Below are 24,787 nucleotides of genomic sequence, written 5' to 3' on the forward strand. Positions count from 1 at the left end.
ACCCGTCTCGTATACGTACGTTTGAGCGTTTACGGGACGGGCTAGGTTCGCCACATGGCTACTGTGCTCGTGGCATCCAACCGGGGCCCGGTCTCGTACAAGCTCGACGAGGCCGGCTCGCTCGACGCCCGGAGGGGCGGTGGCGGTCTGGTCTCGGGCCTGAGCGCCGTCTCCTCCCAGGACAGCCTGTGGGTGTGCGCGGCACTCGGCGCGGGCGACCGGGAGGCGGTCAGGCGCGGGGTGGGCGAGCCGGGCGTACGGATGCTGGACATCGATCCGGACACGTACACCGACGCGTACAACGGCATCGCGAACTCGGTGCTGTGGTTCCTCCACCACCATCTGTACGACGTCCCGCGCGAGCCGGTCTTCGACGCGGAGTTCCGGCGCCTGTGGGAGTCGTACCGGAGCTACAACCGCGCCTTCGCCGAGGCGCTGGCCGCGGAGGCGGACGAGGGCGCGGCGGTCCTGGTGCAGGACTACCACCTGGCGCTCGTACCGGGGCAGCTCCGGGAGCTCCGCCCGGACCTGCGGATCGCCCACTTCACGCACACGCCGTGGGCCTCGCCGGAGTACCTGCGGATGGTCCCGGACGACATCCGCGAGGAACTGCTGCGGGGGATGCTCGGCGCGGACCAGCTGGGCTTCCACACGGAGGAGTGGGCGGCGGCGTTCCGGAACTGCGCGGGCGACGGAGCCGCGGGCACCCGGGTCGAGGTGTATCCCCTGGGTGTCGACGCCGAGGAGCTGCGGGCGCTCGCGCACCGGCCCGTGGTGGACGAGCGGCTGGCGGGCCTGCGGGCGGAGGTCGGCGACCGGAAGACCATCGTCCGGGTGGACCGCACCGAGCTGTCGAAGAACATCCTGCGCGGCCTGCTCGCCTACCGCGAGCTGCTGACCACCCACCCCGAATGGCGGGACCGGGTGGTCCACCTCGCCTCGGCGTACCCCTCACGGCAGGACCTGGAGTCGTACCGGGCGTACACGGCCTCGGTGGCGGCCCTCGCGGACGAGATCAACGCCGAGTTCGGCACGCCGGACTGGAAGCCGGTCCTGGTCTCCGTGAAGGACGACTTCCCCCGCTCCCTCGCCGCCTACCGGCTCGCGGACGTGGCCCTGGTGAACCCGGTCCGCGACGGCATGAACCTGGTCGCGAAGGAGATACCGGTCGTCTCGGAGGCCGGCTGCGCCCTGGTCCTGTCGACGGGCGCGGGCGCCTACGACGAACTGAAGGAGGACGCCCTCACGGTGAACCCCTTCGACGTCTCGGAGACCGCCGAGGCCCTCCACAGGGCCCTGTCGATGCCCCCGCCCGAACGCGCCGACCGCTCGAAGCGCCTCGCGGCGGCGGCCACGGCCCTGCCCCCACAGCGCTGGTTCCTGAACCAGCTGGAGGCGCTCAGGGCGTAGGGGAAACCCGCTCCCGCCCCCATGCCGCCAACGGCTCCAGGGCCTCGTTGAGGCGGATGCCGTCCTTCGTCAGTGCGTACTCCACGCGGGGTGGGACCTCGTCGTAGGAGACGCGGTCCACGATGCCGTCCGTCTCCATCTCGCGGAGGTGGGAGGCGAGGACCTTCTCCGTGATGCCCGGGACCATCCGGCGCAGCTCGCCGAAGCGGCGGTGCGGTTGTTGGTGGAGGGCCCAGAGGATGAGGACCTTCCACTTGCCGCCGATCACCTCCATCGCGGTGTCGATCCCGCAGACGTGCCCGTCCTCGGACCCCGGCCGGTTCAGCGTCGTCATGTGCCCACCCCTCTGACCTGTTCGCTCACCTCAGGGTAACCACCCACTCCAGAGTGGGTACTTGAGCAGGTCAGAGGCCTGCCGCAGGCTTGTGGACATGACACAGAACACCGCTGAGAAGTCCCCCGTCACCCTGCTCGGCCTCGGTGCGATGGGCACCGCCCTGGCCCGTACCTGGCTCGAAGCCGGCCACCCGCTCACCGTCTGGAACCGCACCCCGGCCCGCGCCGAGGCGCTCGTCCCCGAGGGCGCGAAGGCCGCCGACAGCGCCGCCGCGGCCGTCTCGGCCGGCGCCCTCGTGATCGTCTGCCTCCTCGACGACGCCTCCGTCGGCGCCGCCCTGGACGGCGTCGACCTGACCGGCAAGGACCTGGTCAACCTGACCACCACGACCCCCGCCCAGGCCCGCGCCCGTGCCGCGTGGGCCGAGGAGCGCGGGGCCCGCTACCTGGACGGCGGCATCATGGCCGTCCCGCCGATGGTCGGTGTCCCGGAGGCCGGCGGGTACGTCTTCTACAGCGGCTCGCGGGAGCTGTTCGAGGAGCACCGCGAGACCCTCGCCGTCCCCGTCGGCACCACCTACGTTGGTGAGGACGCCGGGTTCGCGGCCCTCCACGACGTGGCCCTGCTGAGCGCCATGTACGGCATGTTCGGGGGCGTCGCGCACGCCTTCGCCCTGATCCGCAGGGAGGACATCGACCCGACCGCGTTCGCCCCGCTGCTCTCCGGCTGGATCGCGGCGATGGCGGGCCCCTCCGTGCTGCAGACCGCCGCCCAGCTGAAGAGCGGCGACTACACCAGGGACGTGGTCTCCAACCTGGCGATGCAGGTGGCCGGGACGGCGACCTTCCTGACGACGGCCGAGCAGCAGGGCGTCAGCCCGGAGCTGATCCAGCCGTACTTCGAGCTGATGCGCCGGCGCCTCGCCGTGGGCAGCGGCGAGGAGGACCTGACGGGCGTCGTCGACCTGCTGCTGAAGTGAGCCCCGGACTCGACGCGGCCGCTCAGTCCCCCCGTACCGCCGCCGCGAGCCCCGCGAGGAAGTCCACGACTCCCGCCGGGCCTGCCACCGCGAGGTCCGCGCGGTCGGTGAGCTCCGGCACCTCGGTGGAGCCGCTGCACACCAGGAGGCCCGGGGTGCCGTCGTTGCGGAGTTTCTCGACGGCGGCGAAGGCTGGCAGGTCGCCCAGGTCGTCACCCGCGTAGAGCACGGACCCGGCGCCCACCTCCCGTACGTACTCGGCGAGCGCCACGCCCTTGTCCATGCCCGGCGGCCGCAGCTCCAGGACCATGCGGCCCGGTTCCAGCACCAGGCCGTGGTGGGTGGCGAGCTCGCCGAGCGGGCCCTTCAGCGCCTCGAAGGCCCGCTCGGGGTCGGAGGCGCGGCGGGTGTGGACGGCGACCGCGCGGCCCTTCTCCTCGATCCAGACGCCCGGCCAGGCCCCGGCGCGGTCCAGGAAGCCGGGGAGCTCGGCGCGTACCGAGGCCACCCCCGGGTGCGGGGCGGCGGCCTGGACGGTGCCGGTGACGGCGTCCCAGCGTTCGGCGCCGTAGTGGCCGAGGACCACCAGGTGCTCAAGGCCGGGCACCCCGGCGAAGCCGCCGTACCGCACGGCGACCCCCGCGGGGCGGCCGGTGACGACGGCGACGGAGGCGACCCGGGGGGCGAGGGTGGCGAGCGCGGCGACGGCACCCGGGTGGGCGCGGGCCTGTTCGGGATCGGCGACGATCTCGGCGAGTGTGCCGTCGAAGTCGAGGGCGACGACGGCCTTCTCGGGCCGCGCGAGAAGCGCGGCGAGGCCGTCGCGGCCGGTCGGCGTGGTCGGGTGCGGAAGGCTGTTGACCATGTTCCCGACCTTACCGACGTACGGCGGTCACGTCAGCGGGGCCTCCTACCGCCTCCGCTGCTTCTCCTCCCGGACCCGCCGCAGCCGGTTGACGGTCACCGGGTCGTGGGCGAGGGCCCTCGGGTCGTCGAGGAGGGCATTGAGCAGCTGGTAGTAACGGGTCGGCGAGAGGCCGAGCCGCTCACGGACGGCCCGCTCCTTGGCACCGGGGCCGGGCCAGGAGCGGCGCTCGACGGCGAGAAGGCCCCGCTCCCGCGCGCCGAGCCCGCTCTCGTCGTCGCCGGGATCCACCACTTCCCGGTCCTCGGTCGCGCGACCGTCCTCGGTCATACGCCGTCCTCGGTCATACGCCGTCGTCCTCGGTCATACGACCATCCTCAGCCATACGGCCACTCTCGGTCATACGACCAGCCTACTTACTCGGCGTTCTCCGCCGCCGTCGCCATCCGGCTGATCGCGCCGAGGACGTCGGCGGGGCGCCCGGCCGGGGTGACGGCCTTGCCGATGTTCTGCTTGATGTTCTCGCTGACCTGGCCCCAGGACGTCTTGCCGACCGGCGGGAGCTGGCTGTCCGGGAGCGTCTTCAGGAAGACCCGCAGGTCGGCGTGCTCGGGCTCGGTCTCCATCCGGGTGGAGGCGCTGACGGTGACCGGCAGGAGGTCGTTGTCGCCGGCGAACTTCAGGACGTTCGCGTCGCTGAAGACGAAGTTGAGGAAGTCGCCGATCTCCTTGCGGTGACCGTTCTGCTTGAAGCCCATGAGCCAGTCGGCGACGCCCATGGCGGCCTCCGCCGGGCCCTCGGCGCCGGGCAGCGGGACCTGTCCGACCTCGACGCCCTTCTTGACGGCCTCCTGGAGCAGCGAGGGGTGGCCGTTGAGCATGCCGACCTCGCCCTTCGCGAAGGCGGCGAAGGCGGCCTTGCGGTTGAGCTTGCCGGGCGCGACGGGCCCGGTGAGGCCCTTGCCGACGAGGTTCTGCTTGAGCCACTCGAAGGTGCGGATGTTGGCGTCGGAGTCGATGGCGTACCGGTCGGTGCCGTCGGTCCAGCCCCCGCCGCCGCTGAGCAGCCACATCAGGGCCTCACCCTGGGCCTCCTCGGGCCCGAGCGGCAGCGCGAACGGCGTGCGGACACCGTTGTCCTTCAGCTTCTCGGCGGCGGCGGCGAGCTCGGCCCACGTGGTGGGGGCCTCGACGCCGGCGTCCTTGAAGAGGGCCTTGTTGTAGAAGAGGGGCCGGGTGGAGGCCACGAAGGGCAGGCCGTACTGGGTCCGCTTGTACTCGCCGGCGTCGACGAGCGGGGCGAGGAAGTTGGCCTGGACGGGTATGGAGAGCAGTTCGTCGGCGGCGTAGAGCTCACCGGCGGCCGCGTAGTCGGCGTAGGAGCCGATCTGCGCGATGTCGGGGGCCTCGTCGGCCTTGACCATCTCGGCGACCTTGCGGTCGACGTCGTCCCAGGACTCGATCCGCACCTCGACCTTGACGCCGGGGTGCTCGGCCTCGTAGGCGGCGACGAGATCGGTCCAGTACTTCTTGGTGCTGTCGCCGCCGTTGAGGTCGTACTCGGCGGCGACCAGTCTGAGGGTCACGTCACCGGAGTCGCCCCCCAGGGAGCCGCAGCCGGCGACCGTGGCGGTCAGTCCGAGTGCGGCGGCGGCCGCGGTCAATCCAAGGAATCGTCGCCGCTCCACGGCTTCATCCACCTTTTACTCGTCGTTGAGCTGCTCGGAGCCCTGTCGTCGGCTCCGCGCAGGAGACAAGTCTCTCCCGTGCCTGATAGGAGGTCTACACCAGTCCGGTTTCTCTTCCGCCACACCGCGGGATCATGACCTCATGACGGGCCCCGGATTTGTATCCGTACGCAACAATCCTCAACAGTGGACTAGACCTTTTGGGTCCTCGCACGCGAGACTGTCCTCCGTGAGACACGTCATCGCCCTGGATGTGGGCGGCACCGGCATGAAGGCCGCCCTCGTCGGGGCGGACGGCACCCTGCTGCACGAGGCCCGCCGCGCCACCGGCCGCGACCGCGGCCCCGAGGCGGTCGTGGAGACGATCCTCGGCTTCGCCGAAGACCTCCGCACCCTCGGCCACGAGCGGTACGGAGAGCCCGCAGCGGCCGCCGGAGTCGCCGTCCCCGGAATCGTCGACGCCGAGAACGGCATCGCCGTCTACGCAGCCAACCTCGGCTGGCGCGACGTTCCCATGCGCGAACTCCTCAGCCGCCGCCTCGGCGGCATCCCCGTCGCCCTCGGCCACGACGTCCGCACCGGCGGCCTCGCCGAAGGACGTATCGGCGCGGGCAACGGCGCCGACCGCTTCCTCTTCGTGCCCCTCGGCACCGGCATCGCCGGCGCCATCGGCATCGGCGACCGCATCGAGGCCGGCGCCCACGGCTACGCCGGCGAGATCGGCCACATCGTCGTCCGCCCCGGTGGCACCGCCTGCGGCTGCGGCCAGCGCGGCTGCCTGGAGCGGTACGCCTCCGCCTCCGCCGTCTCCCAGGCCTGGGCCGAGGCGAGCGGCGACCCGGACGCCGACGCCGCCGACTGCGCCAAGGCCGTCGAGTCCGGCGACACCACGGCCCTCCGGGTCTGGCAGGACGCCGTCGACGCCCTCGCCGACGGCCTGGTCACCGCGCTCACCCTGCTCGACCCCCGCACGCTCGTCATCGGTGGCGGACTCGCCGAGGCGGGGGAAACCTTGTTCACACCACTCCGGGCCGCGGTGGAGGAGCGAGTCACGTTCCAGAAGCTGCCCACCATCGTGCCGGCGGCCCTCGGGGACACCGCCGGCTGCCTGGGCGCGGGCCTCCTCGCCTGGGACCTGCTCGCCGAGCAGCAGGCCGACCGGCACGAGCAGCCCGACGACCAGCAGGCCGACGAGCACGACCAGCCCGACGACCACGATCCGCACTCCACCGACTCGGAGGTTTCCGCCTGATGGCCGATCACAAGGTTCTCGCCGGCGCACACGTCGTGCTGCCCACCGGGATCGTCGAGAACGGACGCGTGATCGTCACGGGTGACCGCATCACCGGCAGCGCCCCCGAGGGCGCCCCCGTCGTCGACCTCACCGGCCACTGGCTCGTCCCCGGCTTCGTCGACATGCACAACCACGGCGGCGGCGGCGCCTCCTTCACCTCCGGCACCGTCGACGAGGTCCTCAAGGGCGTCGACACCCACCGGCTGCACGGCACCACGACCGTCGTCGCCTCCTTCGTCACCGGCGAGATGGACTTCCTCACCCAGCGCGCTGGTCTGCTCTCCGAGCTCGCCGAGCAGGGCGAGATCGCCGGCCTCCACTTCGAGGGCCCGTTCATCTCCCCCTGCCGCAAGGGCGCCCACGACGAGACGCTCCTGCGCGACCCGGACCCGGCCGAGGTGCGCAAGCTGATCGACGCCGCCCGGGGCCAGGCCAAGATGGTCACCCTCGCCACCGAGCTGCCCGGCGGCATCGACTCCGTACGCCTCCTCGCCGAGCACGGCGTGATCGCCGCCATCGGCCACACCGACGCCACGTACGAGCAGACCGTCCAGGCCATCGACGCGGGCGCCACCGTCGCCACCCACCTCTTCAACGCGATGCCCGGCCTCGGCCACCGCGCCCCCGGCCCCATCGCCGCCCTCCTGGAGGACGAACGGATCACCGTCGAGCTCATCAACGACGGCACCCACCTCCACCCCGCCGCCCTGGAGCTCGCCTTCCACCACGCGGGCGCCGAGCGGGTCGCCTTCATCACCGACGCCATGGACGCGGCGGGCTTCGGCGACGGCCGGTACATGCTCGGCACCCTTGAGGTCGAGGTGAAGGACAGCGTCGCCCGGCTCGTCGAGGGCGACTCCATCGCCGGCTCGACCCTCACCCTGGACCGCGCCTTCAAGCGCGCCGCCACCGTCGACCGCCTCCCCCTCACGGCGATCGTCGAGGCCATCTCGGCCAATCCCGCCCGCCTCCTCGGCGTGTACGACCGCGTCGGCTCCCTGGAGCCCGGCAAGGACGCCGACATCGCCGTCCTCGACGCCGAGTTCAACCTCAGGGGCGTCATGCGCAAGGGCGAGTGGATCGTGGACCCGACGACGGCCTGATCAGAAGCCACCTGACCAGACGACACCTGATCAGGAGTCATACGCGGGAGGCGTACGAGCGGGATACGGGAGGCGGTCGGCCGGGGGGCTGGGCCAACCGCCTTTCGTTTGGCATGATCGGTCCCCGTCGGAACGTACGTTCCACAGGACTTCACACGGTGTACGGAGTACGGGGGTGGACAGGTGATCCTCACGGTCACCCTCAACACGGCACTGGACCTGACCTACCGGGTCCCCGCCCTCACCCCGCACGCCTCGCACCGGGTCACCCAGGTCGTCGAACGCCCCGGCGGCAAGGGCCTCAACGTGGCCCGTGTCCTCGCCGCCCTCGGATACGAGACCGTCGCCACCGGCTTCGCGGGCGGCGCGACCGGCGCCGTGCTCCGCGACCGGCTCGCGGCGACCCCGGTCCGGGACGAACTCGTCGGGACCGCGGGCCCCACCCGCCGTACCGTCGCCGTCGTCGACTCCGCGAGCGGCGACACCACCCAGCTCAACGAACCCGGGCCGAACGTCACCCCCGCCGAGTGGACCGCGTTCCGCGCCCGCTTCACCACGCTCCTGGACGGCGCCGCGGCGGTCGCGCTCTGCGGCAGCCTCCCGCCGGGCATCCACGTCGGGGCGTACGCGGAACTCGTCCGGCTGTCCCGCGCGGCCGCCGTGCCCGTCCTCCTGGACACCAGCGGCGAACCCCTCCGTCGCGGCATCGCAGCCCGCCCGGACCTGGTCAAACCCAACGCCGACGAGCTCGCCCAGCTCACCGGCTCCCGCGACCCGCTGCGCGCGACCCGCGACGCACGGGGCCGGGGCGCCCGCGCGGTCGTCTCCTCGCTCGGCCCCGAGGGCCTGCTCGCCGCCACCCCCGAGGGCCTGTGGCGGGCGGCGCCGCCCGCCGCCGTGAAGGGCAACCCCACGGGCGCGGGCGACTCGGCCGTCGCGGGCCTCCTGTCGGGCCTGGTCGACGGGTCGCCCTGGCCGGAGCGGCTCGCCCGCGCGGTCGCCCTGTCGGCGGCGACGGTCCTGTCCCCGGTGGCCGGGGAGTTCGACGCCACCGCCTACGAGGAGCTGCGGCCCCAGGTGAAGGTCACCGAGGAACCGGACAGGGCGTGACGCACGGCAGGGACACGCGCAGACAGGCCCCCGTGGGTGCCGTGCCGATCAGGCCGGGCTCGCGGCGTGATCGGCAAGGCGTCCGCTAGGACTTCGGCGGTCCCACTTCCAGCCAGTCGAGCAGCACGTCGCACTGGTTGCCCGTCTCGCACGAGATCTTGATCTCGTTTTCGCCCTTCTGGAGGTCGACCGGCGCCCAGGTGGTCTGCCAGTTCTTCTCCAGGTTCGGGTCCGAGGAGTGGATGAAGTTCTTCAGGCCGAGGGGCGAGGAGTTCGGCTTGCCGTTCACCGTCAGGGTGGCGTTGGCGTCGACCGCCGGGATGGCGTAGCGCACGGTCAGGCTGTACGGGCCCGCCTCCGACATCTTCGCCTTCCAGGTCACCGAGGAACCGACCTGGTTGAAGCCCGCGACGTACGTGCCGTCCGAGCCCTCCGCGCCCTTCACGTCCTTGGCGAGGCCGGCGGTGCCGCCCAGCTTCAGGGTGGCCGCGTCCTGCTTCGGCAGCTCGACCGGCGTCTCGTCGGCGCTCGGCTCGGCGCTGGGCTTCTCGGAGACCTGCGCGGGCGCGGTCGCGGTCGTGCCGCCGCCGGCCTGCTTGTCCTTGTCGTCACCACCGCTGTTGCTGATCACGGCGGCCGTGATGCCGATCACGACGACCGCGACGACGGCGACAGCGCCGATGAGCAGACCCTTGGTGTTGGGGCCCCGGCCGGAGCCGCCGTGCTGGTGCTGCGGCGGCGGGGACTGCCTCGGCGGGCCGCCGTAGGTCTCGGGGGCGGCGTACTGCGCCTGCTGCTGGCCGTACGCGGCCTGCTGCTGCGGCGGTACGTAGGCCTGCCCGTGGCCCTGGGTCTGCCCGCCGTACTGGCGCTCGCCGACCGTTCTGACCTGGTTGTACGAGGTCCGCGGCACGCCGGGCTGAGCCTGCGCCGGGCCGGGGTAGCCGTAGCCACCGCCCCCCGGGGGCTGGGCACCCGCTGCCTGACCGTCCGCGTACAGGTAGCCGAACGGGTCGTCGTTCTCGGGCTTGTTCGCGCCGTCGTTACCGGCAGCCATCCGGGTTCCTCTCCATGCTCGCCAGCCGTCGCCGACCGGCCGAGCCTACCTCGAACGGGCCGACCCCCGAATCGGCCCCGGCTCCGGCGGGGGGCCGCCGGGGGAGAGTCCGGCGCCTCAGCCCGCGCGCCGGTGGAGCTTGGCGCGGGAGCGTTTCTCCACGTACATCCGCTGGTCGGCGGAGTTCAGGACCTCTTCCACCGACATCCCGCATTCGGCCCAGCCGATGCCGAAACTGGCCCCCACTCGGACCGCCCGGCCGTCCACCCGGATCGGCGGGATGATCGCGTTGCGGAGGCGAACGGCCAGGTCGGCGGCGTCGGCCGCGCCGAGGCCGTCGGCGAGGACGACGAATTCGTCACCCCCGAGCCGGGCGACGGTGTCCCCGTCGCGGACGCCGCTGGTGAGCCTCCGGGCGACCTCGATGAGGACGGCGTCACCGGTGTGGTGCCCGAAGCGGTCGTTGATCGACTTGAAGCCGTCGAGGTCGCAGAAGAGGACGGCGAGGCCCTTGGTGCCGTCGTCGATGTCACCAGCCGTGGGGGCGACCATGTGCACATGGTGGTCGTACGGGCCGACGCCCGCCGGCTCGAAACCGAAGCCGTGCTCGTGCTCGTGCTCGTACGGCACCTCGTACGGGGAGGAGCCGGAGGAGCCGGGGTGGGGGACGGGCACGGGGGCGTACCCGGAGTGGCCGGAGTCGTACCCGGAGTGGCCCGGGTCGTGGCCCGTCTCGTAGCCGCCGTCGCGCCCGGAGTCGTAACCGCCGTCACGCCCGGAGTCGTATCCGCCGTCGTACCCGCCGGTCTGCGCGGCCACGGCGGGTGCCGCCGTCGGGCGCTCGCAGATCCGGGCGGAGAGCCGGGAGCGCAGCTCGGCGCTGTTGGGGAGGCCGGTGAGGGCGTCGTGCGAGGCGCGGTGGGCGAGCTGGAGCTCGTGGCGCTTGCGCTCCTCGATGTCCTCGACGTGGGTGAGGAGGAAGCGGGGGCCGTCGGCGGTGTCGGCGACGACCGAGTTGCGGAGGGACACCCACACATAGGTGCCGTCTCGCCGGCCGAGCCGCAGCTCGGCCCGGCCGCCCTCGGCGGAGGTCCGGAGCAGGGTGCCTATGTCCTCGGGGTGGACGAGGTCGGCGAAGGAGTAGCGCCGCATGACGGAGGCGGGCCGGCCGAGGAGTCTGCACAGGGCGTCGTTGGTGCGGAGCAGCCGGCCGTGCTGGTCGCCGCCCATCTCGGCGATGGCCATGCCGGAGGGGGCGTACTCGAAGGCCTGCCGGAAGGACTCCTCGCTGGCGCGCAGGGCTTGCTGCTCGCGTTCGAGCCGGACGAGGGCGCGCTGCATGTTGGAGCGGAGGCGGGCGTTGCTGATGGCGATCGCCGACTGGGAGGCGTACATCTGGAGCGCCTCCTGGCCCCAGGGGCCGGGGTGCCGGCCGTTGCGCGGGCGGTCGACGGATATGACGCCGAGTAGCTCGCGGCCTGAGCCCGAGGCGTACATGGGGGCGTAGAGGCGGTCGTGCGGGTGCCACTCGTCCTCGAAGCGGGGCGCGGGGCCGTCGGTGTGCCACTGGGGGACGTCGTCCTCCATGAGGACCCAGCCCTCGGTGTGCGGTATGAACCGCAGGTCGCCCCAGGCGTCCGCCATGGCGAGGCGCCGCTCCCAGGAGGCACGGGAGCCGACCCGGCCGGTGATCAGGGCCTCGGCGGCGGAGCTTCCGGCGAAGGCGGCGACGACGAGGTCACCGTCGGGGCGTACGAGGTTGACGCAGGCCAGCTCGTAGTTGAGACCGGCGACCACACCGTCGGCGACGGTCTGCAGGGTGTCCGCCAGGCTGCGCGCAGTGTTGAGGTCCGCCACGACCTGATGCAGCTGCCGCAGGGTCGAGAGACGGACGTACGGCTCCGACTCGGTCTCCATCGCTCGCTCTCCCCGAGACCTCGACAGCAACTCCAGGGTTCTCATCGGTTTCGTGCTGCACCATCACCGCCACTGAATCACAGCGAGCTGCGCCCCAGGTACACAGGGTCAGCAAATACTGGGCTCTGTGACTCAAGTCACAGCAGATCATGGCGGGTCACGACGGGTCCGGCAAATGGCCCCGGATCGGGCCCGCGCCGGGCCCAGCGACAGCGCCGTATCGGCCCCGCATCGGGCCCCGTCGGGCCCGCGCCCGGCTCCGGGTCCTAGGACCGGCGGGGGTGCCGGACTGGTCCCCCGGCCCGATGCGGCGCCCGGAGAGGCCGGACTAGCGTGCGAGTGTGCTGCAGAAGACTCCCGCCTCGCCCCCCGTGTCCGATCTGGCCATCCCGCATGCTGAGGGGGTGAGCAACGACGACTTCCGGGCGGCGATGTCCCGCCTCGCGGCGGGCGTGGTCCTCGTGACCGCGCACGACCCCGACGACGGCCCGCGCGGCGAGGACGTCGGCATGACGGCCACCGCCTTCGTGTCGGTCTCCCTCGACCCGCCCCTGGTCCTGGTGAGCCTCCGCAACGGCTCCCGCATGGACGACCTGCTCACCGACGTGCCCGTCTGGGCGGTGTCGATCCTCTCCGAGAGCCAGCGGCACATCGCCGGGCGCTTCGCGATGAAGAACCGCGTCAGCGACCGGCTCCTCTTCGCCGACCTGCCGTACGCCCGTGGCGAGGCGAGCGGCGCCCCGCTGATGGGCGGCGCGCTCGCGACCCTGGAATGCCGTACGGAGAGCCGCGTCGTCGCCGGTGACCACACGCTCGTCGTGGGCCGGGTCCTGACGGTGGGTGCCCTGGCGGCGGAGGGCGGCCCGCTGACGTACTACCAGGGGAAGTACCGGCACCTGTCCTGAACGGACGGGGCACGGCGCCGTTCTCCGGACGCGGGCTCAGCCCCAGTCGCGGGACTGGCGGGTGCGCTTGGTCTCCGAGCGCTGCTTCTTCTCCCGCAGCCGGCGCTCGTTGATACCGCGCGGGATCTTCGTCGGTCTGCGGGGCTTCGGCGGCGGCGCCGTCGCCTCGGCGAGGAGGGTGGCCAGGCGGACCGCCGCCGTCTCGCGGTTGCGCCACTGGGAGCGGTGCTCCGAGGCGCGGACCGTCACGACCCCGTTGACCAGGCGGGTGGCGAGGCGCTCCAGGGCGCGGGCCTTCCACACCTCGGGCAGCGCGTCGGTGGCGGCGAGGTCGAAGCGGAGCTCGACCTGGGAGTCGCTGGTGTTCACGTGTTGGCCGCCCGGACCCGACGAACGCGAGAAACGCCACTGGAGCTCGGCCTCGGGGAGCGAGACGGAGCCGCGGATGGGATACGGACCGGACATGCCCCTCATGTTCCCCGCAGGGGGCCATCGGAGTCATCCTGTTTTCGCCCGGACACCGCGCACGGTACGAATGCCTCCGGGAACCGCCGGAGGCGCGTACGCGTTCCTCCAGGCGAAGACACCACGATGAAAGGGACTTTCCATGGCTGTGAGCCTGTCCAAGGGCGGCAACGTCTCTCTGACCAAGGAGGCCCCGGGCCTCACCGCTGTCACCGTGGGCCTCGGCTGGGACGTCCGTACGACCACCGGCACCGACTTCGACCTCGACGCCTCCGCGATCGGTGTGGACGGCGCGGGCAAGGTCGCGTCCGACGCGCACTTCGTCTTCTTCAACAACAAGTCGACGCCGGACCAGACCATCGTCCACACCGGTGACAACCGCACCGGCGAGGGCGGCGGCGACGACGAGCAGATCAACGTCAACCTGGCGGCCCTCCCGCCGAACGTCGACAAGATCGTCTTCCCGGTCTCCATCTACGACGCGGTGAACCGCTCGCAGAACTTCGGCCAGGTGCGGAACGCGTACATCCGCATCCTCAACCAGGCCGGCGGCGCCGAGATCGCCCGCTACGACCTCTCCGAGGACGCCGCCGTCGAGACCGCCATGGTCTTCGGCGAGCTCTACCGCAACGGCGCCGAGTGGAAGTTCCGCGCGGTCGGCCAGGGCTACGCCTCGGGCCTGGAGGGCATCGCCCGCGACTTCGGCGTCAACCTCTGAGACGAGGTCCGACACCGCTGACGTAGCGTCACGGACGAGCCCCGGGCGGAACATTCGCCCGGGGCTCTACGTACGTTCCCGCGGCCGGGGCTCTACGTACGTTCCCCCGGCCGGGGCTCTACGGGCGGTCCGGCTTCCCGTCCCCGTACAGCCAGACCTTCCACAAGCCGTCGAGGTCCCGTCCGGCGACGGCCTCCGCGTAGGCCGTGAAGTCGGCCGTGGAGGCGTTGGCGTGGCGGTACTTCGCGGGCCAGCCGCGCAGGATCTCGCCGAAGACCTCGTCCCCCACGGTCTCGCGCAGCTTGTGCACGACCATCGCTCCCCGCTGGTACACGGGCGGGTCGAAGAGGTTCGCGGCGGAGGGCGGGTCGGCCGGCGGGAAGGTCCAGTTGATCTCCTGGGCGAAGGCGCGGGCGAAGCTCGTCCGCGCGGGGACGCCCCCGTACTCCTCCGCGTACAGCCACTCCGCGTACGTCGCGAAGCCCTCGTTCAGCCACAGGTCCCGCCACGTCTCGGGCGTCACGGAGTTGCCGAACCACTGGTGGGCCAGCTCGTGGACGAGGGTCGTCCGGTCGAAGGAGGCGGCGGGGAAGACGGGCCGGGTCTGGGTCTCCAGGGCGTAGCCGAGGGTCCCGTCCTCGGTGACGACCGCCCCTGCGGCCGTGAAGGGGTACGGGCCGAAGCGCCGGGTCTGCCGGTCGAGGATCTTCGGGATCTCGTCGAGGAGCGCGGCGCTGCCCGCCGCGACCTCCGGATCGGCGGCCGTGAGGACGGGCACGGAGCCGAGGGCGGTCGCCGTGTCCGTCTTGAACCGGCCGATCGCGACCGTCGCCAGATAGCTCGCCATCGGTTCGGGCGCCTGCCACACGCTGGTGACCCGGCCGTCCGGCGCCGCCCTGCGGGCGGTCCTGACGCCGTTGGACACGGCTTCGACACCGGCCGGGACGGTGAGGGTGATCTCGTACGCGGCCTTGTCCGAGGGGTGGTGGTTGCCGGGGAACCAGGACATGGAGCCCACCGGCTGACCGACCGCGACCGCCCCGTCGTCGGTGCGCAGCCAGCCTTCCCGGGTGCCGTCCGCGTCGGTGATCGCCTCGGGCACGCCCGTATAGGTGACGGTGGTACGGAACTCCGCGCCCTCGCGGATCTCCTCGCGCGGCCGGAGCGTCAGCTCGTTCCCGGCCCGGTTGACCGCGGCGGGCTCGCCGTCGACGGACGCCCGGCCGACCGTGAGTCCGGCCAGGTCGAGGTTGAACGCGCTGAGGTCCTGGCCGGCGCGGGCGGTGATCTCGGCGGTGCCGTCGAGCCGCCCGGTGCGCGGGTCGTAGGCGAGGGTCAGGGCGTAGTGCCCCACGTCGTAGCCGCCGTTGCCGAGCTTCGGGAAGTACGGGTCGCGCAGCCCGGCGGCCCCGGGGGTCCCCCGCACACCGCTGAGAGTCGCGGTGCAGCCACCCGCGAGCAGCGCGAGGGCGGTGAGGACGGTGAGGGCGGCGGCCAGGGACGTGGCCGCTCGGGTACGGCTGAGGTTCACGTACCGATCCTAAGCAGGACGGATACGGAAAAGGTGACGGCGCCCGGCGGGGGATCCGGGCGCCGTCACCGGCCGAGGGGCTGCGGGCCCTACTTGTTGAGGGCGGCGACGCCGGCCTGGGCGAACTTCTCGTCGAGGTCGCCGGAGGGGGCGCCGGCGACGCCGATGCCGGCGATGGGCGCGCCCTTGGCGGTGACGGGGGCGCCGCCGGCGAGGAAGAGGGTGCCCGGGATGTCCTTGAGGGTGGGCGCGTTGGTGAGGCGCTTGGCGAGCTCGGAGGTGGGGGCGTTCCAGGAGACGGCGGTGTACGCCTTCTTCTCGGCGGACTCGTAGGACTGCGGGCCCGCGCCGTCGCCGCGCAGGGTGACGATGGTGTTGCCGTTGCGGTCGACGACGGCGACGGAGACGCGCTGGTTCTCCTTCTCGGCGGCGTCAAGGGTCGCCTGGGCGGCCTTCGTGGCGGCCTCGATCGTCAGGTGCGTCGACTGCTGGAGGTTGTCGTTGCCGGCGTCGGCGCGGACCGCGGCGGCGGGAGCGGCGGCCGGGGCGGAGGCGTTCGCGGAGACCACGCCGAAGGTACCGGCGGCGATGACGGCGGCGGCGGTGGCGCCGAAGAGGATCTTCTTCATGGGGAACTCCGTGAGGTGAGGTGGGGTGAGGTGAGGTGGGGTGAGGTGAGGCGGCGCTGGGGTCAGGCGGAGGGGCGGGGCGGGAAGTTCGCCTCGTTCGCTCTGAGATCCATCCTGTGGCCGGAACCCGGGCCGTTCGGTCCACGGTCCGGCTGCCCTCCTCACGCACACTGGAGGACGGCCGGGTCAGCCGATCGGCTGATGCCCTCGTGGTCCCCCCGGGCCAGGATGGACAGATACCCCCAGGTCAGAAGGTCAGAAGGCCAGAAGGGCGGGAGGAAGGTGGGAACGTGACACGGCCGACGAACCCCGAGAAACCCGACCGCCCCACACCGCCCGAGCGCGACCCCGACGCCCCCTGGCTGGCGCGGGTCATGCACATCGCCTTCTTCCTCCTCCTCGGCGCCTCGCTCGCCCGCTTCCTGCTGCGGCACCCCTGGGAGGACCGCAGCCCCTGGATCGTCGCCCTCTCCGGCGCCCTCGCCTCGCTCTACCTCCTCGGCCCCGTCGTCGGCACCCGCGCCGCGCCCCGCCGGATCGCCTGGCTGAGTACGGTCGTCGCCGTCTGGATCCTCCTCGTCGTCCTGGCGCCCAGCTTCGCCTGGTGCGCGGTGCCGCTCTTCTACACGGGCCTGCGCACCCTCCCGGCGCGCGCCGCCCTCGGGCTGGTCGCGCTGCTCACCGTGTTCGTGGTGTTCGCGCAGGTGCAGCTCGCGCACGGCGGCTGGGACCCGAACCTGATCGTCGCCCCGCCCGCCGTCGCCGCCATCGCCACCGGCGTGTTCGTGTACTCCGACCGGCAGGCGGCCCGTCAGCGGGCCCTCATCGACGACCTGATCCGCACCCGCCGCGAACTGGCCGCGATCGAGCGCCGCGAGGGCACCCTCGCCGAGCGCCAGCGGCTCTCCATGGAGATCCACGACACCCTGGCGCAGGGCCTGTCGAGTCAGCAGATGCTGCTCCAGGCGGCCGACCGCACCTGGGACAGCGACCCGTCGACCGCCCGCCGCCATGTCCGTACCGCCGAGTCCATCGCCGAACGCAACCTCGCCGAGGCCCGCCGTTTCGTGCACGACCTCGCGCCCGCCGACCTCGCCGAGGGCGGCGGCCTCGAAGAGGCCCTGCGCGGTCTCGCCGCCCGCGAGTCGGCGGCCTTCCGGGTCGACGGAACGGCCGTACCGCTGCCCGAACGCGTGCAGTCGGCGCTGCTCCGTATCGCGCAGGGCGCCCTCGCCAACATCCGCGAGCACGCCGCCGCCGACTCCGCCGCCCTCACCCTCACCTACCTCGACGACCAGGTGGTCCTGGACATCGCCGACGACGGCCGCGGCTTCGACCCCGCCGAGGCGCCGGGCGGGGTACGCGGCCACGGGCTGCCCGCGATGCGCGTGCGGGCCCAGCAGCTCGGCGGCACCCTGGCGGTCGAGTCCACCCCCGGCGAGGGCACCGTGCTCTCGGCCGCGATCCCGCTCTCCCTGGAGTCGTGATGTCCGTACGGATCCTCCTCTGCGACGACCACGTCGTCGTCCGCGCCGGGCTGCTCGCGCTGCTCGGCAGCACCCCCGACATCGAGGTCGTCGGCGAGGCGGGCAGCGGCGAGGAGGCCGTCGCGATGGCGGCGAAGCTGAAGCCCGACGTGGTCCTGATGGACCTCCAGCTGGGGGCGGGCATCGACGGCGTGGAGGCGACCCGCCGGATCGCGCCCACCGGTGTCCACGTCCTCGTCCTCACCACGTACGACACGGACGCCGACATCACCCGGGCGATCGAGGCGGGCGCCACCGGCTACCTCCTGAAGGCCGAGCGGCCCGAGGAGCTGTTCGCCGCCATCCACTCGGCCGCCCAGGGCCGCACTGCCCTCTCCCCGCCGGTCGCCAGCCGGGTCATGGACCGGATGCGGGGCGCGGCGGGCCCGAGCCTCACGGACCGGGAGCGGGACATCCTGGGCCAGCTGGGGCGGGGCCTCGGCAACCGGGAGATCGCACGGGCCCTGTTCATCAGCGAGGCGACGGTCAAGACGCACCTCGGCCGCATCTACGCGAAGCTCGGCGTCGACACGCGCGCGGGCGCGGTGTCGGTGGCGAAGGAACGGCGCCTGCTGCCGTAGGCGAAGCGGTGGCCGTGGCGAGGAGCGACGCCTGCTGCCGTAGACCGCGCCTCGCCCGTACGCAACGCAGCGCCCCGCCCCGCCCCGCCCCGCCCCGCAACACCGGCCCCGCCCCGTACGCGACACCGGCCTCGCCCGTACGCGACACCGCGCCTCTCCCGTACGCGCACCCCACCGCTGCTACTCTGCGTTGCCTTTCAACCGCACCGTGTCAGCAATTCAGCCCCAGTGGGAGCGCACGTGAAGCTCGCGATCGTCGGCGGCGGCCCCGCCGGCCTCTACCTCTCGATCCTGCTGAAGCGGCAGGACCCCGGCCACGACATCACCGTGTACGAGCGGAACCCGGCGGGTTCCACGTACGGCTGGGGCGTGACGTACTGGGCCGGGCTCCTCGACAAGCTGCGCGCGGGCGACCCCGAGTCCGCGGCGGCCGTCGCCAAGGCCTCCGTGACCTGGACCGACGGAGTCGCGATCGTCCGCGACGAGCGGACCGTCCACCGCGGCGACGCCGGCTTCGGCATCGGGCGGCGGCGGATGCTGGCGCTGCTCGCCGACCGGGCCGGGGAACTCGGCGTACGGGTCGAGTTCGAGCACCAGATCCCCGGCGCGGACGCGCCCGAACTGGCCGACGCGGACCTGGTCGTCGCCGCCGACGGCGTGAACAGCGCCCTCCGCGAGGCGCACGCCGACCACTTCGGCAGCGAGGTCGTGAGCGGCCGCAACCAGTACATCTGGCTCGGCACCACCAAGGTCTTCGACTCCTTCAGCTTCGCGTTCAAGGAGACCGAGCACGGCTGGATCTGGTGCTACGCCTACGGTTTCAGCGGCGAGCGCTCCACCTGTGTCGTCGAGTGCTCCCCCGAGACGTGGACGGGTCTCGGCCTCGACACGCGCGGCGAGGCGGAGGGCCTGCGCCTCCTGGAGAAGCTCTTCCACGACCTCCTCGACGGGCACGAGCTGATCGGCCGCGACCGGGCCGAGGACGCCGCCCAGTGGCTCACCTTCCGGACCCTCACCAACCGGGTGTGGCACCGCGGCAACCTGGTCCTCCTCGGCGACGCCGCCCACACCACCCACTACTCGATCGGCGCGGGCACGACCCTGGCCCTGGAGGACGCGCTCGCCCTCGCGGACGCCCTCCGCGCGCACCCGGACCTCGACACGGCCCTCACCACGTACGGGAAGCGGCGCCGCGCCGAACTCGTCTCCGCGCAGAGCGCGGCCCGCTACAGCGCCCAGTGGTACGAGAACCTCCCCCGCTACATGCGCCTGGAGCCGGCCCGGATGTTCGCGCTCCTGGGCCAGCGCCACTCGCCGCTGCTCCCCCACATCCCGCCGCAGCTGTACTACCGCATCGACCGGGCCGCCGAACAACTGGAGCCACTGCGCCGCCTCAAGCGCTGGCTGGGCCCCCGGGTGGCGCGGGCGGCCCACGGCCGCCGCTGAGTGCGTCTCATGTCCCGCCGCTGAGTGCGTCTCATGTCCCGCCGCTGAGGGCGTCAGACGTCCCGGCGGTGGACCGCCACCAGGGCCACCGCCACCGCGCCGAGCGACCAGACCGCGTACACCGTCCAGGCCCCGCCCGCCGTCCACGGGAACTCCACCGGCACCGGCGAATCCCCCACCTCCGTGAGCCGCTTCCACGCGCCCTGCGGCAGGGCGTGCAGGAGGGTCGCCGACCAGCGGCTGCGCCCGTCGAGCAGCGCGGGGAGCAGCAGCAGGACGCCGGTGAGGGTGACGATCGTGGCCGCCGTGTGCCGCACGAGCGCGCCGAGGCCGAAGCCGACGAGCGCGCACACGGGGGCGAGCAGCGCGGACGCGGTGACGGCCGCCGCCGCGCCCGGGTAGCCGATCGACATGCCCACGTCCCGGCCGGAAAGCACCGCCTGCGTCGCGGCGAACGACACTCCGGCGACGAGGGCGCCGTACCCGAGCATGACGCCCGCGAGGACCAGCGCCTTCGCCGCCGTGACGGCCCGCCGGTCGGGGACGGCGGCGAAGGTCGTACGGATCTGCCCGGTGCCGTACTCGCCGACGATCACGAGCGCGCCGATGGCGCCGGTCGCGAGCATGAACACCATGGCCCCGCCGACCGTGAAGGCGTCCCGCATCGCCCAGACAGGCACGAAGAGTTCGCGGATGCCCTCGGAGTAGTTCGGGTAGTTGCGGTGGTCGGCGAGGGCCGCGCTGAGGTTGACGCCGAGGACGGCGACCGCGCCGGTGCCGAACGCCCAGGGGGTGGAGCGCAGGGACCACAGCTTCATCCACTCGCCGGCGAGCAGGTCACGGAAGCGGGCGTTCACCGGCCGCCCTCCTTCTTCTTCTGGTACTCGACGCTGTCGCCGGTCAGTTCCATGAACGCCTCCTCCAAGGACGCCGCGAGCGACGTCAGTTCGGCGAGCGGGGCGCCGTGCCGGAACGCGAGCACCCCCACGCGGTCCGCCGCCATCCCGGTGACGGTGAGCGGCCCTTCCCCTCCTTCCGGGGGTTGTACGGTCGCCCCGGCGCGGATCAGCTGGGCGGCGAGGCCCGGTCCCGCGGCCGGATCGGCGGTCCGTACGGTCACGCCGCGGCGGGCGCCCCGGGCGGCGAAGTCCGCCAGGCTCTCGGCGGCGATCAGCCGGCCGCGGCCGATGACGACGAGGTCGTCGGCGGTGTGCTCCATCTCGCTCATCAGATGGCTGGAGACGAACACCGTGCGGCCCTCGGCGGCGAGGCGCCGGAACAGCTCCCGCGCCCAGCGGACCCCTTCCGGGTCCAGGCCGTTGACCGGCTCGTCGAAGAGCAGCACGGGAGGGTCGCCGAGCAGGGCGGCGGCGATCCCGAGGCGCTGCTTCATGCCGAGGGAGTAGCCGCCGATCCGGCGACGGGCCGCGGCGGCGAGCCCCACCTCGTCGAGGACCTCGCCGACGCGGCGGCGCGGAATGCCGTTGCTCCGGGCGAGGGCGGCGAGGTGGCCCTCGGCGGTCCGGCCGCCGTGGACGTCGTGCGCGTCGAGCAGCGCCCCGACGTGCCGCAGCCCCCGGGACAACTCCCGGAACCGGCGCCCGCCGACGGTAGCGGTCCCGGAGGTCGGCTCGTCGAGCCCGAGCACCAGCCGCAGTGTGGTGGACTTCCCGGCCCCGTTGGGCCCGAGAAACCCGGTCACCCGCCCGGGCCGCACGGCAAAACTGAGCCGGTCGACGGCGGGACGAACGGGGGCGGCGGCCTGTCGGCCGAGGGGGCTGGGGCTGGGGCTGGGGTTGGGGCCGTGGCCGGGGCTGAGGCCCCGGCGCGGGCCAGGACCGCGGCGACGGCCCGGGCCGGAGTCGGGGCCGGAGCCGGAGCCAGGGCCAGGGCCAGGGCCGGAGCCGAAGCCGAAGACCCCGGGTCGGCGGCCGTAACGTTTGGTCAGTTCGTCTACTTCGATCACCCGGCCCACGGTGCCCGGGCGGCGGCCCCGCCGGCATCGGCCCGGCGGCCGCAAACAGTGCGGAGGCGGTGGCCCGGGGGCGTACGCCCCCGGGCCGATGTCCGGGCGTCCGCCCACGCCTACGATCGGCGCATGCCCGCCACCGCCACGCCCACGAGCACCACCACGGCCCATCCGCCCGGCGGGCGCGTCTCCACGATCCTGGCCGGGTGCGCGGCCGCCGCGCACCCCGTCGTCCTCTTCGTGAGCGTACAAGTGGGCCCGTTCCGCTCCACGGAGCTGCGGCTCTTCCTCAGCGCCGTCGGCGTGGGGCTCCTGCTCCCCATCCTGCGCCGCCGGCCCGAGGCCGCACTCGGGCTGCTCCTCGTCGGTCTGCTCGCCGCGTCGACGACCCGGCCGTCCGCCGAGCTGACGTACCTTCCGGTCCTCGCCTCCGACGCCTGCGTCGGATGGCTGACGGCCCACCGTCCCCTCCGGACCGCCCTGCCCGCCGCCGCGGCGACGCTCACCGCGCAGATCGGCTCGGCGCTGTACACGACCTCCGGCCAGAACGTCTTCGTCACGACGGTCGTCGCCCTCGCGCTCGCGCTGCTCACCGCCGGGCTGCTCGGTCACTCCTCGCGCGAGCGGCGGGCACACGCGGCGGAACTGCGCGCCCGGACAGCGGCCGAGGCCGTCACCGCCGAACGGCTGCGGATCGCCCGCGAACTGCACGACGTGATCGCGCACAGCATCGGCGTCATCGCCATCCAGGCGGGGGTGGGACGCCGGGTCATCGAGACCCAGCCCGCCGAGGCCCGCAACGCGCTCGCCACCATCGAGACCACCAGCCGGGAGACCCTCGCCGGTCTGCGCCGCACCCTGGGCGCGCTGCGTGCCTCCGCGAAGGACGCCCCAGGGCACGTCCCCGCACCACGAGGCCCGGCGCCGGGCCTCGCCGACCTGGAGCGGCTCGCCGCGTCCACGGCGGACGCGGGGGTACGGGTCGACGTGCGGCGGTTGGGAGACCCCGAACGGTCCCTGCCCCCGGAGGTCGACCTGGCCGCGTACCGGATCGTCCAGGAGTCGCTGACCAATGTCGTACGCCACGCGGGCACCCGCACCTGCCGGGTGACGGTGGAACGCGGCGAGGAAGCCCTGCTCGTGGAGATCACGGACGACGGCCCGCCGACCCCCGCCGCACCCACCGCCCCCGGAGACGGATACGGATACGGATATGGCATCGTCGGCATGCGCGAGCGGGCCGCGCTCCTCGGCGGCCGCTTCTCGGCGGGGCCGCGCGCCGGAGGCGGATTCCACGTGACCGCCGAACTACCGCTGCCCCACTCGCCCCGGAAGGGAACCCCCGCCCCATGAGCACTCCGATCCGGGTCCTCCTCGTCGACGACCAGCCGCTGGTACGAGCGGGTCTGCGCGTCCTGATGGCGGACAGCCCGGATCTCGTGGTCGTCGGCGAGGCGGGCACCGGCACCGAGGCGGTCCGGCTCGCCGAGGGCCTCCGGCCGCGGCCCGACGTGATCGTGATGGACGTACGGATGCCCGGCATGGACGGCATCGAGGCGACCCGGCTCGTGACGGCGGGCCCCGACGCGCCCAGGGTCCTCGTCCTGACCACCTTCGACGACGACGAGTACGTGTACGGCGCGCTCCGCTCCGGGGCGAGCGGCTTCCTGGTCAAGGACATGGCCCTGGACGACATCCTGGCGGCGATCCGGGTGGTCGCCGCCGGGGACGCCCTGATCGCGCCGGGCGTCACCCGCCGGCTGATCGAGGAGTTCGCGGCCCGCCCCGAGCCTGCCTCCGCCCCTGCCGCGCCCCTCCCGTCGGGCGCGCTCGCCGGGGTCACCGCGCGGGAGCGCGAGGTGCTCGCCCTCGTCGGCCGGGGTCTGTCCAACGGCGAGATCGCGGAGCGGCTCCACATCAGCGCGGCCACCGCCAAGGCGCACGTCGCCCGCCTCTTCACCAAACTGGACGCCCGCGACCGGGTGCAGCTGGTGATCCTCGCGTACGAGGCCGGCCTGGCGCCGTGACACCATCGGTTCCGTGCTCGACATCGGCTACTCCCTCTCGCGTCGCTTCCCCGACCCGCCGCAGACCGACTACCGCCACGCGGACGTCCACGCGCTGCGGCACGACCTGTTCTGCGGGGACGTGTACGTCGCCGACACCAAGTCGGACCGCGAGGTGTCCACAGCCTGGGGATGGGTGCCGGTGCTCGACTTCGCGTGGGCGCTGTGCGACATCGTCGAGCAGCTCGACCAGGACCCGCGCGGCAACCGCTCCGCCAAGCAGCAGTACGCGGAACTCGACTTCACCGAGTCCTCGGACCGGATGCTCTTCGAGCGCCGCTTCGGCTGGGTGGACGTCGAGGCCGACTGGATGCCGGGCGACGAGCCGCCGCTCACCTTCAGCCACTCCTTGCTGCGCCGCGAGGCCCGCGACTTCCTGCACGACCTGATCGCCGACCTCACCGACATGCACGAGGGCCTCGCCGACAACCCGGCCATCTGGTCCCTCCAGTCCCGCTTCCCCCGCCTGCCGTAGGGCGCGGCGCGGGGCCTGCCACAGGCCGGGCCGCCGGGCCCTCACCCCTCCACCCGCACCCCCAGCCGCGCCGCGAGCACCGGCGCCAGGTCGAAGAGCTGGGCCGACGAGATCACCGCGCCCGCCAGCGACTCCACCCCGCGCTCGATCTCCAGCCGCTGGACGCCTCTCAGATCCACGTCCTTGAGCCGCGCCCCACTGAAGTCCACCCCCGTGAGCACGCAGTCCACGAACTCCACCCGCTCCAGCACCGCGCCCCCGAAGTCGAGCTCGCTCAGCACGCATCCCTCGAAGACGACGTCCTTCAGCTTCGCCGCCCGCAGGTTCAGATAGTCGCTCTTCCCTCCCCGCACCACGACTCTCTCCAGCACCGCCCCGTGCAGCTGCGCCCCGCCGAGCCGCGCGTCCACGACCTCCACGTCCCGCAGCTGCGCCCCCGCCAGCACCGTCCCCACCCCCCGTACGCCCGTCAGCACCGAGTCGAGGAACCGCGCCCCCGTCAGGCGCGCCTCGTCGAGCCCGCACTCGCGCAGCGCGCAGTCCAGGAACCGCGCGCCCTCCCCGGACTGCCCCGCCAGGTCGAGCCCGGCCAGTTCGAGGCCGTCGTAGTCCCCGTCCGGCTCGAGCCCGCCCTCGTACGCCTCCAGGGGAGGGAGCCGCACCTCCGGCCGCCGGGCCCCCGCCACCGCCGCCTTCTTCTTCCGAGTCGTCGCCAT

General features: G+C 73.1%; 25 protein-coding genes. 13 read left to right on the forward strand and 12 right to left on the reverse strand.

The annotated features are described in order from the left end of the window. The first annotated feature begins 54 nt into the window (after positions 1 to 54). The gene (locus ABT034_RS21485; RefSeq protein ID WP_351217465.1) at positions 55 to 1,410 is read left to right on the forward strand and encodes an alpha,alpha-trehalose-phosphate synthase (UDP-forming); all 1,356 of its coding nucleotides are present in this window, start codon (positions 55 to 57) and stop codon (positions 1,408 to 1,410) included. Here the strand turns inward: ABT034_RS21485 and ABT034_RS21490 are convergent. Beyond that, a complete protein-coding gene (locus ABT034_RS21490; protein ID WP_351217467.1) occupies positions 1,400 to 1,744 on the reverse strand; it encodes a winged helix-turn-helix transcriptional regulator in 345 nt (114 codons plus the stop codon). The genes ABT034_RS21485 and ABT034_RS21490 overlap by 11 nt on opposite strands. 97 nt (positions 1,745 to 1,841) lie before the next feature. On the opposite strand from ABT034_RS21490, the gene ABT034_RS21495 reads away from it, so the two are divergent. Further along, positions 1,842 to 2,726, forward strand: coding sequence for an NAD(P)-dependent oxidoreductase (locus ABT034_RS21495; RefSeq protein ID WP_351217469.1), 885 nt, complete (start codon positions 1,842 to 1,844; stop codon positions 2,724 to 2,726). A gap of 22 nt (positions 2,727 to 2,748) precedes the next feature. Here ABT034_RS21495 and otsB read toward each other — a convergent pair whose 3' ends face one another. From otsB to ABT034_RS21510, 3 genes are all read right to left on the reverse strand, one after another. Next, positions 2,749 to 3,591, reverse strand: a complete 843-nt coding sequence (gene otsB / locus ABT034_RS21500) for a trehalose-phosphatase (RefSeq protein ID WP_351217471.1) — start codon at positions 3,589 to 3,591, stop codon at positions 2,749 to 2,751. Positions 3,592 to 3,636: 45 nt separating this feature from the next. Beyond that, the gene (locus ABT034_RS21505; protein ID WP_351217473.1) at positions 3,637 to 3,921 is read right to left on the reverse strand and encodes a DUF3263 domain-containing protein; all 285 of its coding nucleotides are present in this window, start codon (positions 3,919 to 3,921) and stop codon (positions 3,637 to 3,639) included. A gap of 86 nt (positions 3,922 to 4,007) precedes the next feature. Further along, positions 4,008 to 5,291 carry an extracellular solute-binding protein gene (locus ABT034_RS21510; protein WP_351217475.1) on the reverse strand — a complete coding sequence of 428 codons (1,284 nt, stop codon included), beginning with the start codon at positions 5,289 to 5,291 and terminating at the stop codon, positions 4,008 to 4,010. A gap of 217 nt (positions 5,292 to 5,508) precedes the next feature. Between ABT034_RS21510 and ABT034_RS21515 the strand changes: the two genes are divergently transcribed. From ABT034_RS21515 to ABT034_RS21525, 3 genes are all read left to right on the forward strand, one after another. Further along, positions 5,509 to 6,531, forward strand: coding sequence for an ROK family protein (locus tag ABT034_RS21515; RefSeq protein WP_351217477.1), 1,023 nt, complete (start codon positions 5,509 to 5,511; stop codon positions 6,529 to 6,531). After that, the gene (gene nagA / locus ABT034_RS21520; RefSeq protein ID WP_351217479.1) at positions 6,531 to 7,676 is read left to right on the forward strand and encodes an N-acetylglucosamine-6-phosphate deacetylase; all 1,146 of its coding nucleotides are present in this window, start codon (positions 6,531 to 6,533) and stop codon (positions 7,674 to 7,676) included. Before ABT034_RS21515 ends, nagA begins: the two co-directional genes overlap by 1 nt. Positions 7,677 to 7,859: 183 nt before the next feature. Next, the gene (locus ABT034_RS21525) at positions 7,860 to 8,786 is read left to right on the forward strand and encodes a 1-phosphofructokinase family hexose kinase (RefSeq protein ID WP_351217481.1); all 927 of its coding nucleotides are present in this window, start codon (positions 7,860 to 7,862) and stop codon (positions 8,784 to 8,786) included. 85 nt (positions 8,787 to 8,871) lie between these two features. Here the strand turns inward: ABT034_RS21525 and ABT034_RS21530 are convergent, their stop codons facing one another. Beyond that, entirely contained in the window at positions 8,872 to 9,843 is a 972-nt protein-coding gene (locus tag ABT034_RS21530; RefSeq protein WP_351217483.1) for a CBM35 domain-containing protein, read from the reverse strand. Positions 9,844 to 9,960: 117 nt separating this feature from the next. Continuing rightward, a complete protein-coding gene (gene cdgB / locus ABT034_RS21535; RefSeq protein WP_351217485.1) occupies positions 9,961 to 11,760 on the reverse strand; it encodes a diguanylate cyclase CdgB in 1,800 nt (599 codons plus the stop codon). Between the two features lie 341 nt (positions 11,761 to 12,101). Between cdgB and ABT034_RS21540 the strand changes: the two genes are divergently transcribed. Further along, on the forward strand, positions 12,102 to 12,665 hold the full coding sequence (locus ABT034_RS21540; RefSeq protein WP_351217487.1) for a flavin reductase family protein: 564 nt from the start codon (positions 12,102 to 12,104) through the stop codon (positions 12,663 to 12,665). 36 nt (positions 12,666 to 12,701) lie between these two features. On the opposite strand, the gene arfB is transcribed toward ABT034_RS21540, so the two are convergent. Then, complete coding sequence (gene arfB, locus ABT034_RS21545) at positions 12,702 to 13,139, reverse strand: alternative ribosome rescue aminoacyl-tRNA hydrolase ArfB (RefSeq protein WP_351217489.1); 438 nt, start codon at positions 13,137 to 13,139, stop codon at positions 12,702 to 12,704. A gap of 133 nt (positions 13,140 to 13,272) precedes the next feature. On the opposite strand from arfB, the gene ABT034_RS21550 reads away from it, so the two are divergent. Then, entirely contained in the window at positions 13,273 to 13,848 is a 576-nt protein-coding gene (locus ABT034_RS21550) for a TerD family protein (RefSeq protein WP_351217491.1), read from the forward strand. 118 nt (positions 13,849 to 13,966) lie between these two features. On the opposite strand, the gene ABT034_RS21555 is transcribed toward ABT034_RS21550, so the two are convergent. Both ABT034_RS21555 and ABT034_RS21560 read right to left on the reverse strand, forming a co-directional pair. Next, entirely contained in the window at positions 13,967 to 15,379 is a 1,413-nt protein-coding gene (locus ABT034_RS21555; protein WP_351217493.1) for a M1 family metallopeptidase, read from the reverse strand. Between the two features lie 89 nt (positions 15,380 to 15,468). Further along, positions 15,469 to 16,008, reverse strand: coding sequence for a GlcG/HbpS family heme-binding protein (locus ABT034_RS21560; RefSeq protein WP_351217495.1), 540 nt, complete (start codon positions 16,006 to 16,008; stop codon positions 15,469 to 15,471). Positions 16,009 to 16,298: 290 nt separating this feature from the next. On the opposite strand from ABT034_RS21560, the gene ABT034_RS21565 reads away from it, so the two are divergent. The 3 genes from ABT034_RS21565 to ABT034_RS21575 all read left to right on the forward strand — a co-directional run bounded on the left by ABT034_RS21565 (position 16,299) and on the right by ABT034_RS21575 (position 19,561). Next, positions 16,299 to 17,495, forward strand: coding sequence for a sensor histidine kinase (locus ABT034_RS21565; protein WP_502973010.1), 1,197 nt, complete (start codon positions 16,299 to 16,301; stop codon positions 17,493 to 17,495). Then, positions 17,495 to 18,115 (forward strand): response regulator, encoded by a 621-nt coding sequence (locus tag ABT034_RS21570; RefSeq protein WP_351217497.1) that lies wholly within the window; start codon positions 17,495 to 17,497, stop codon positions 18,113 to 18,115. The genes ABT034_RS21565 and ABT034_RS21570 overlap by 1 nt, the downstream gene beginning before the upstream one ends. 240 nt (positions 18,116 to 18,355) lie before the next feature. Continuing rightward, positions 18,356 to 19,561 (forward strand): FAD-dependent monooxygenase, encoded by a 1,206-nt coding sequence (locus ABT034_RS21575; RefSeq protein ID WP_351217499.1) that lies wholly within the window; start codon positions 18,356 to 18,358, stop codon positions 19,559 to 19,561. Between the two features lie 53 nt (positions 19,562 to 19,614). On the opposite strand, the gene ABT034_RS21580 is transcribed toward ABT034_RS21575, so the two are convergent. After that, complete coding sequence (locus ABT034_RS21580) at positions 19,615 to 20,418, reverse strand: ABC transporter permease (protein WP_351217501.1); 804 nt, start codon at positions 20,416 to 20,418, stop codon at positions 19,615 to 19,617. Continuing rightward, positions 20,415 to 21,527 carry an ATP-binding cassette domain-containing protein gene (locus ABT034_RS21585; protein WP_351217503.1) on the reverse strand — a complete coding sequence of 371 codons (1,113 nt, stop codon included), beginning with the start codon at positions 21,525 to 21,527 and terminating at the stop codon, positions 20,415 to 20,417. Before ABT034_RS21585 ends, ABT034_RS21580 begins: the two co-directional genes overlap by 4 nt. Positions 21,528 to 21,659: 132 nt before the next feature. On the opposite strand from ABT034_RS21585, the gene ABT034_RS21590 reads away from it, so the two are divergent. The 3 genes from ABT034_RS21590 to ABT034_RS21600 are packed head-to-tail and all read left to right on the forward strand — an operon-like array spanning position 21,660 to position 24,071. Further along, positions 21,660 to 22,883 (forward strand): sensor histidine kinase, encoded by a 1,224-nt coding sequence (locus tag ABT034_RS21590; RefSeq protein WP_351217505.1) that lies wholly within the window; start codon positions 21,660 to 21,662, stop codon positions 22,881 to 22,883. After that, positions 22,880 to 23,557 carry a response regulator gene (locus ABT034_RS21595; protein ID WP_351217507.1) on the forward strand — a complete coding sequence of 226 codons (678 nt, stop codon included), beginning with the start codon at positions 22,880 to 22,882 and terminating at the stop codon, positions 23,555 to 23,557. The genes ABT034_RS21590 and ABT034_RS21595 overlap by 4 nt, the downstream gene beginning before the upstream one ends. A gap of 13 nt (positions 23,558 to 23,570) precedes the next feature. Next, positions 23,571 to 24,071 (forward strand): hypothetical protein, encoded by a 501-nt coding sequence (locus tag ABT034_RS21600; RefSeq protein WP_351217509.1) that lies wholly within the window; start codon positions 23,571 to 23,573, stop codon positions 24,069 to 24,071. A 41-nt stretch (positions 24,072 to 24,112) separates the two neighbouring features. Here ABT034_RS21600 and ABT034_RS21605 read toward each other — a convergent pair whose 3' ends face one another. Beyond that, positions 24,113 to 24,787: a pentapeptide repeat-containing protein gene (locus ABT034_RS21605; RefSeq protein WP_351217511.1), complete on the reverse strand. Its 675-nt coding sequence runs from the start codon at positions 24,785 to 24,787 to the stop codon at positions 24,113 to 24,115.

The organism is Streptomyces sp. NPDC002773 (assembly GCF_040295605.1).
Classification (GTDB): Bacteria; Actinomycetota; Actinomycetes; order Streptomycetales; family Streptomycetaceae; genus Streptomyces.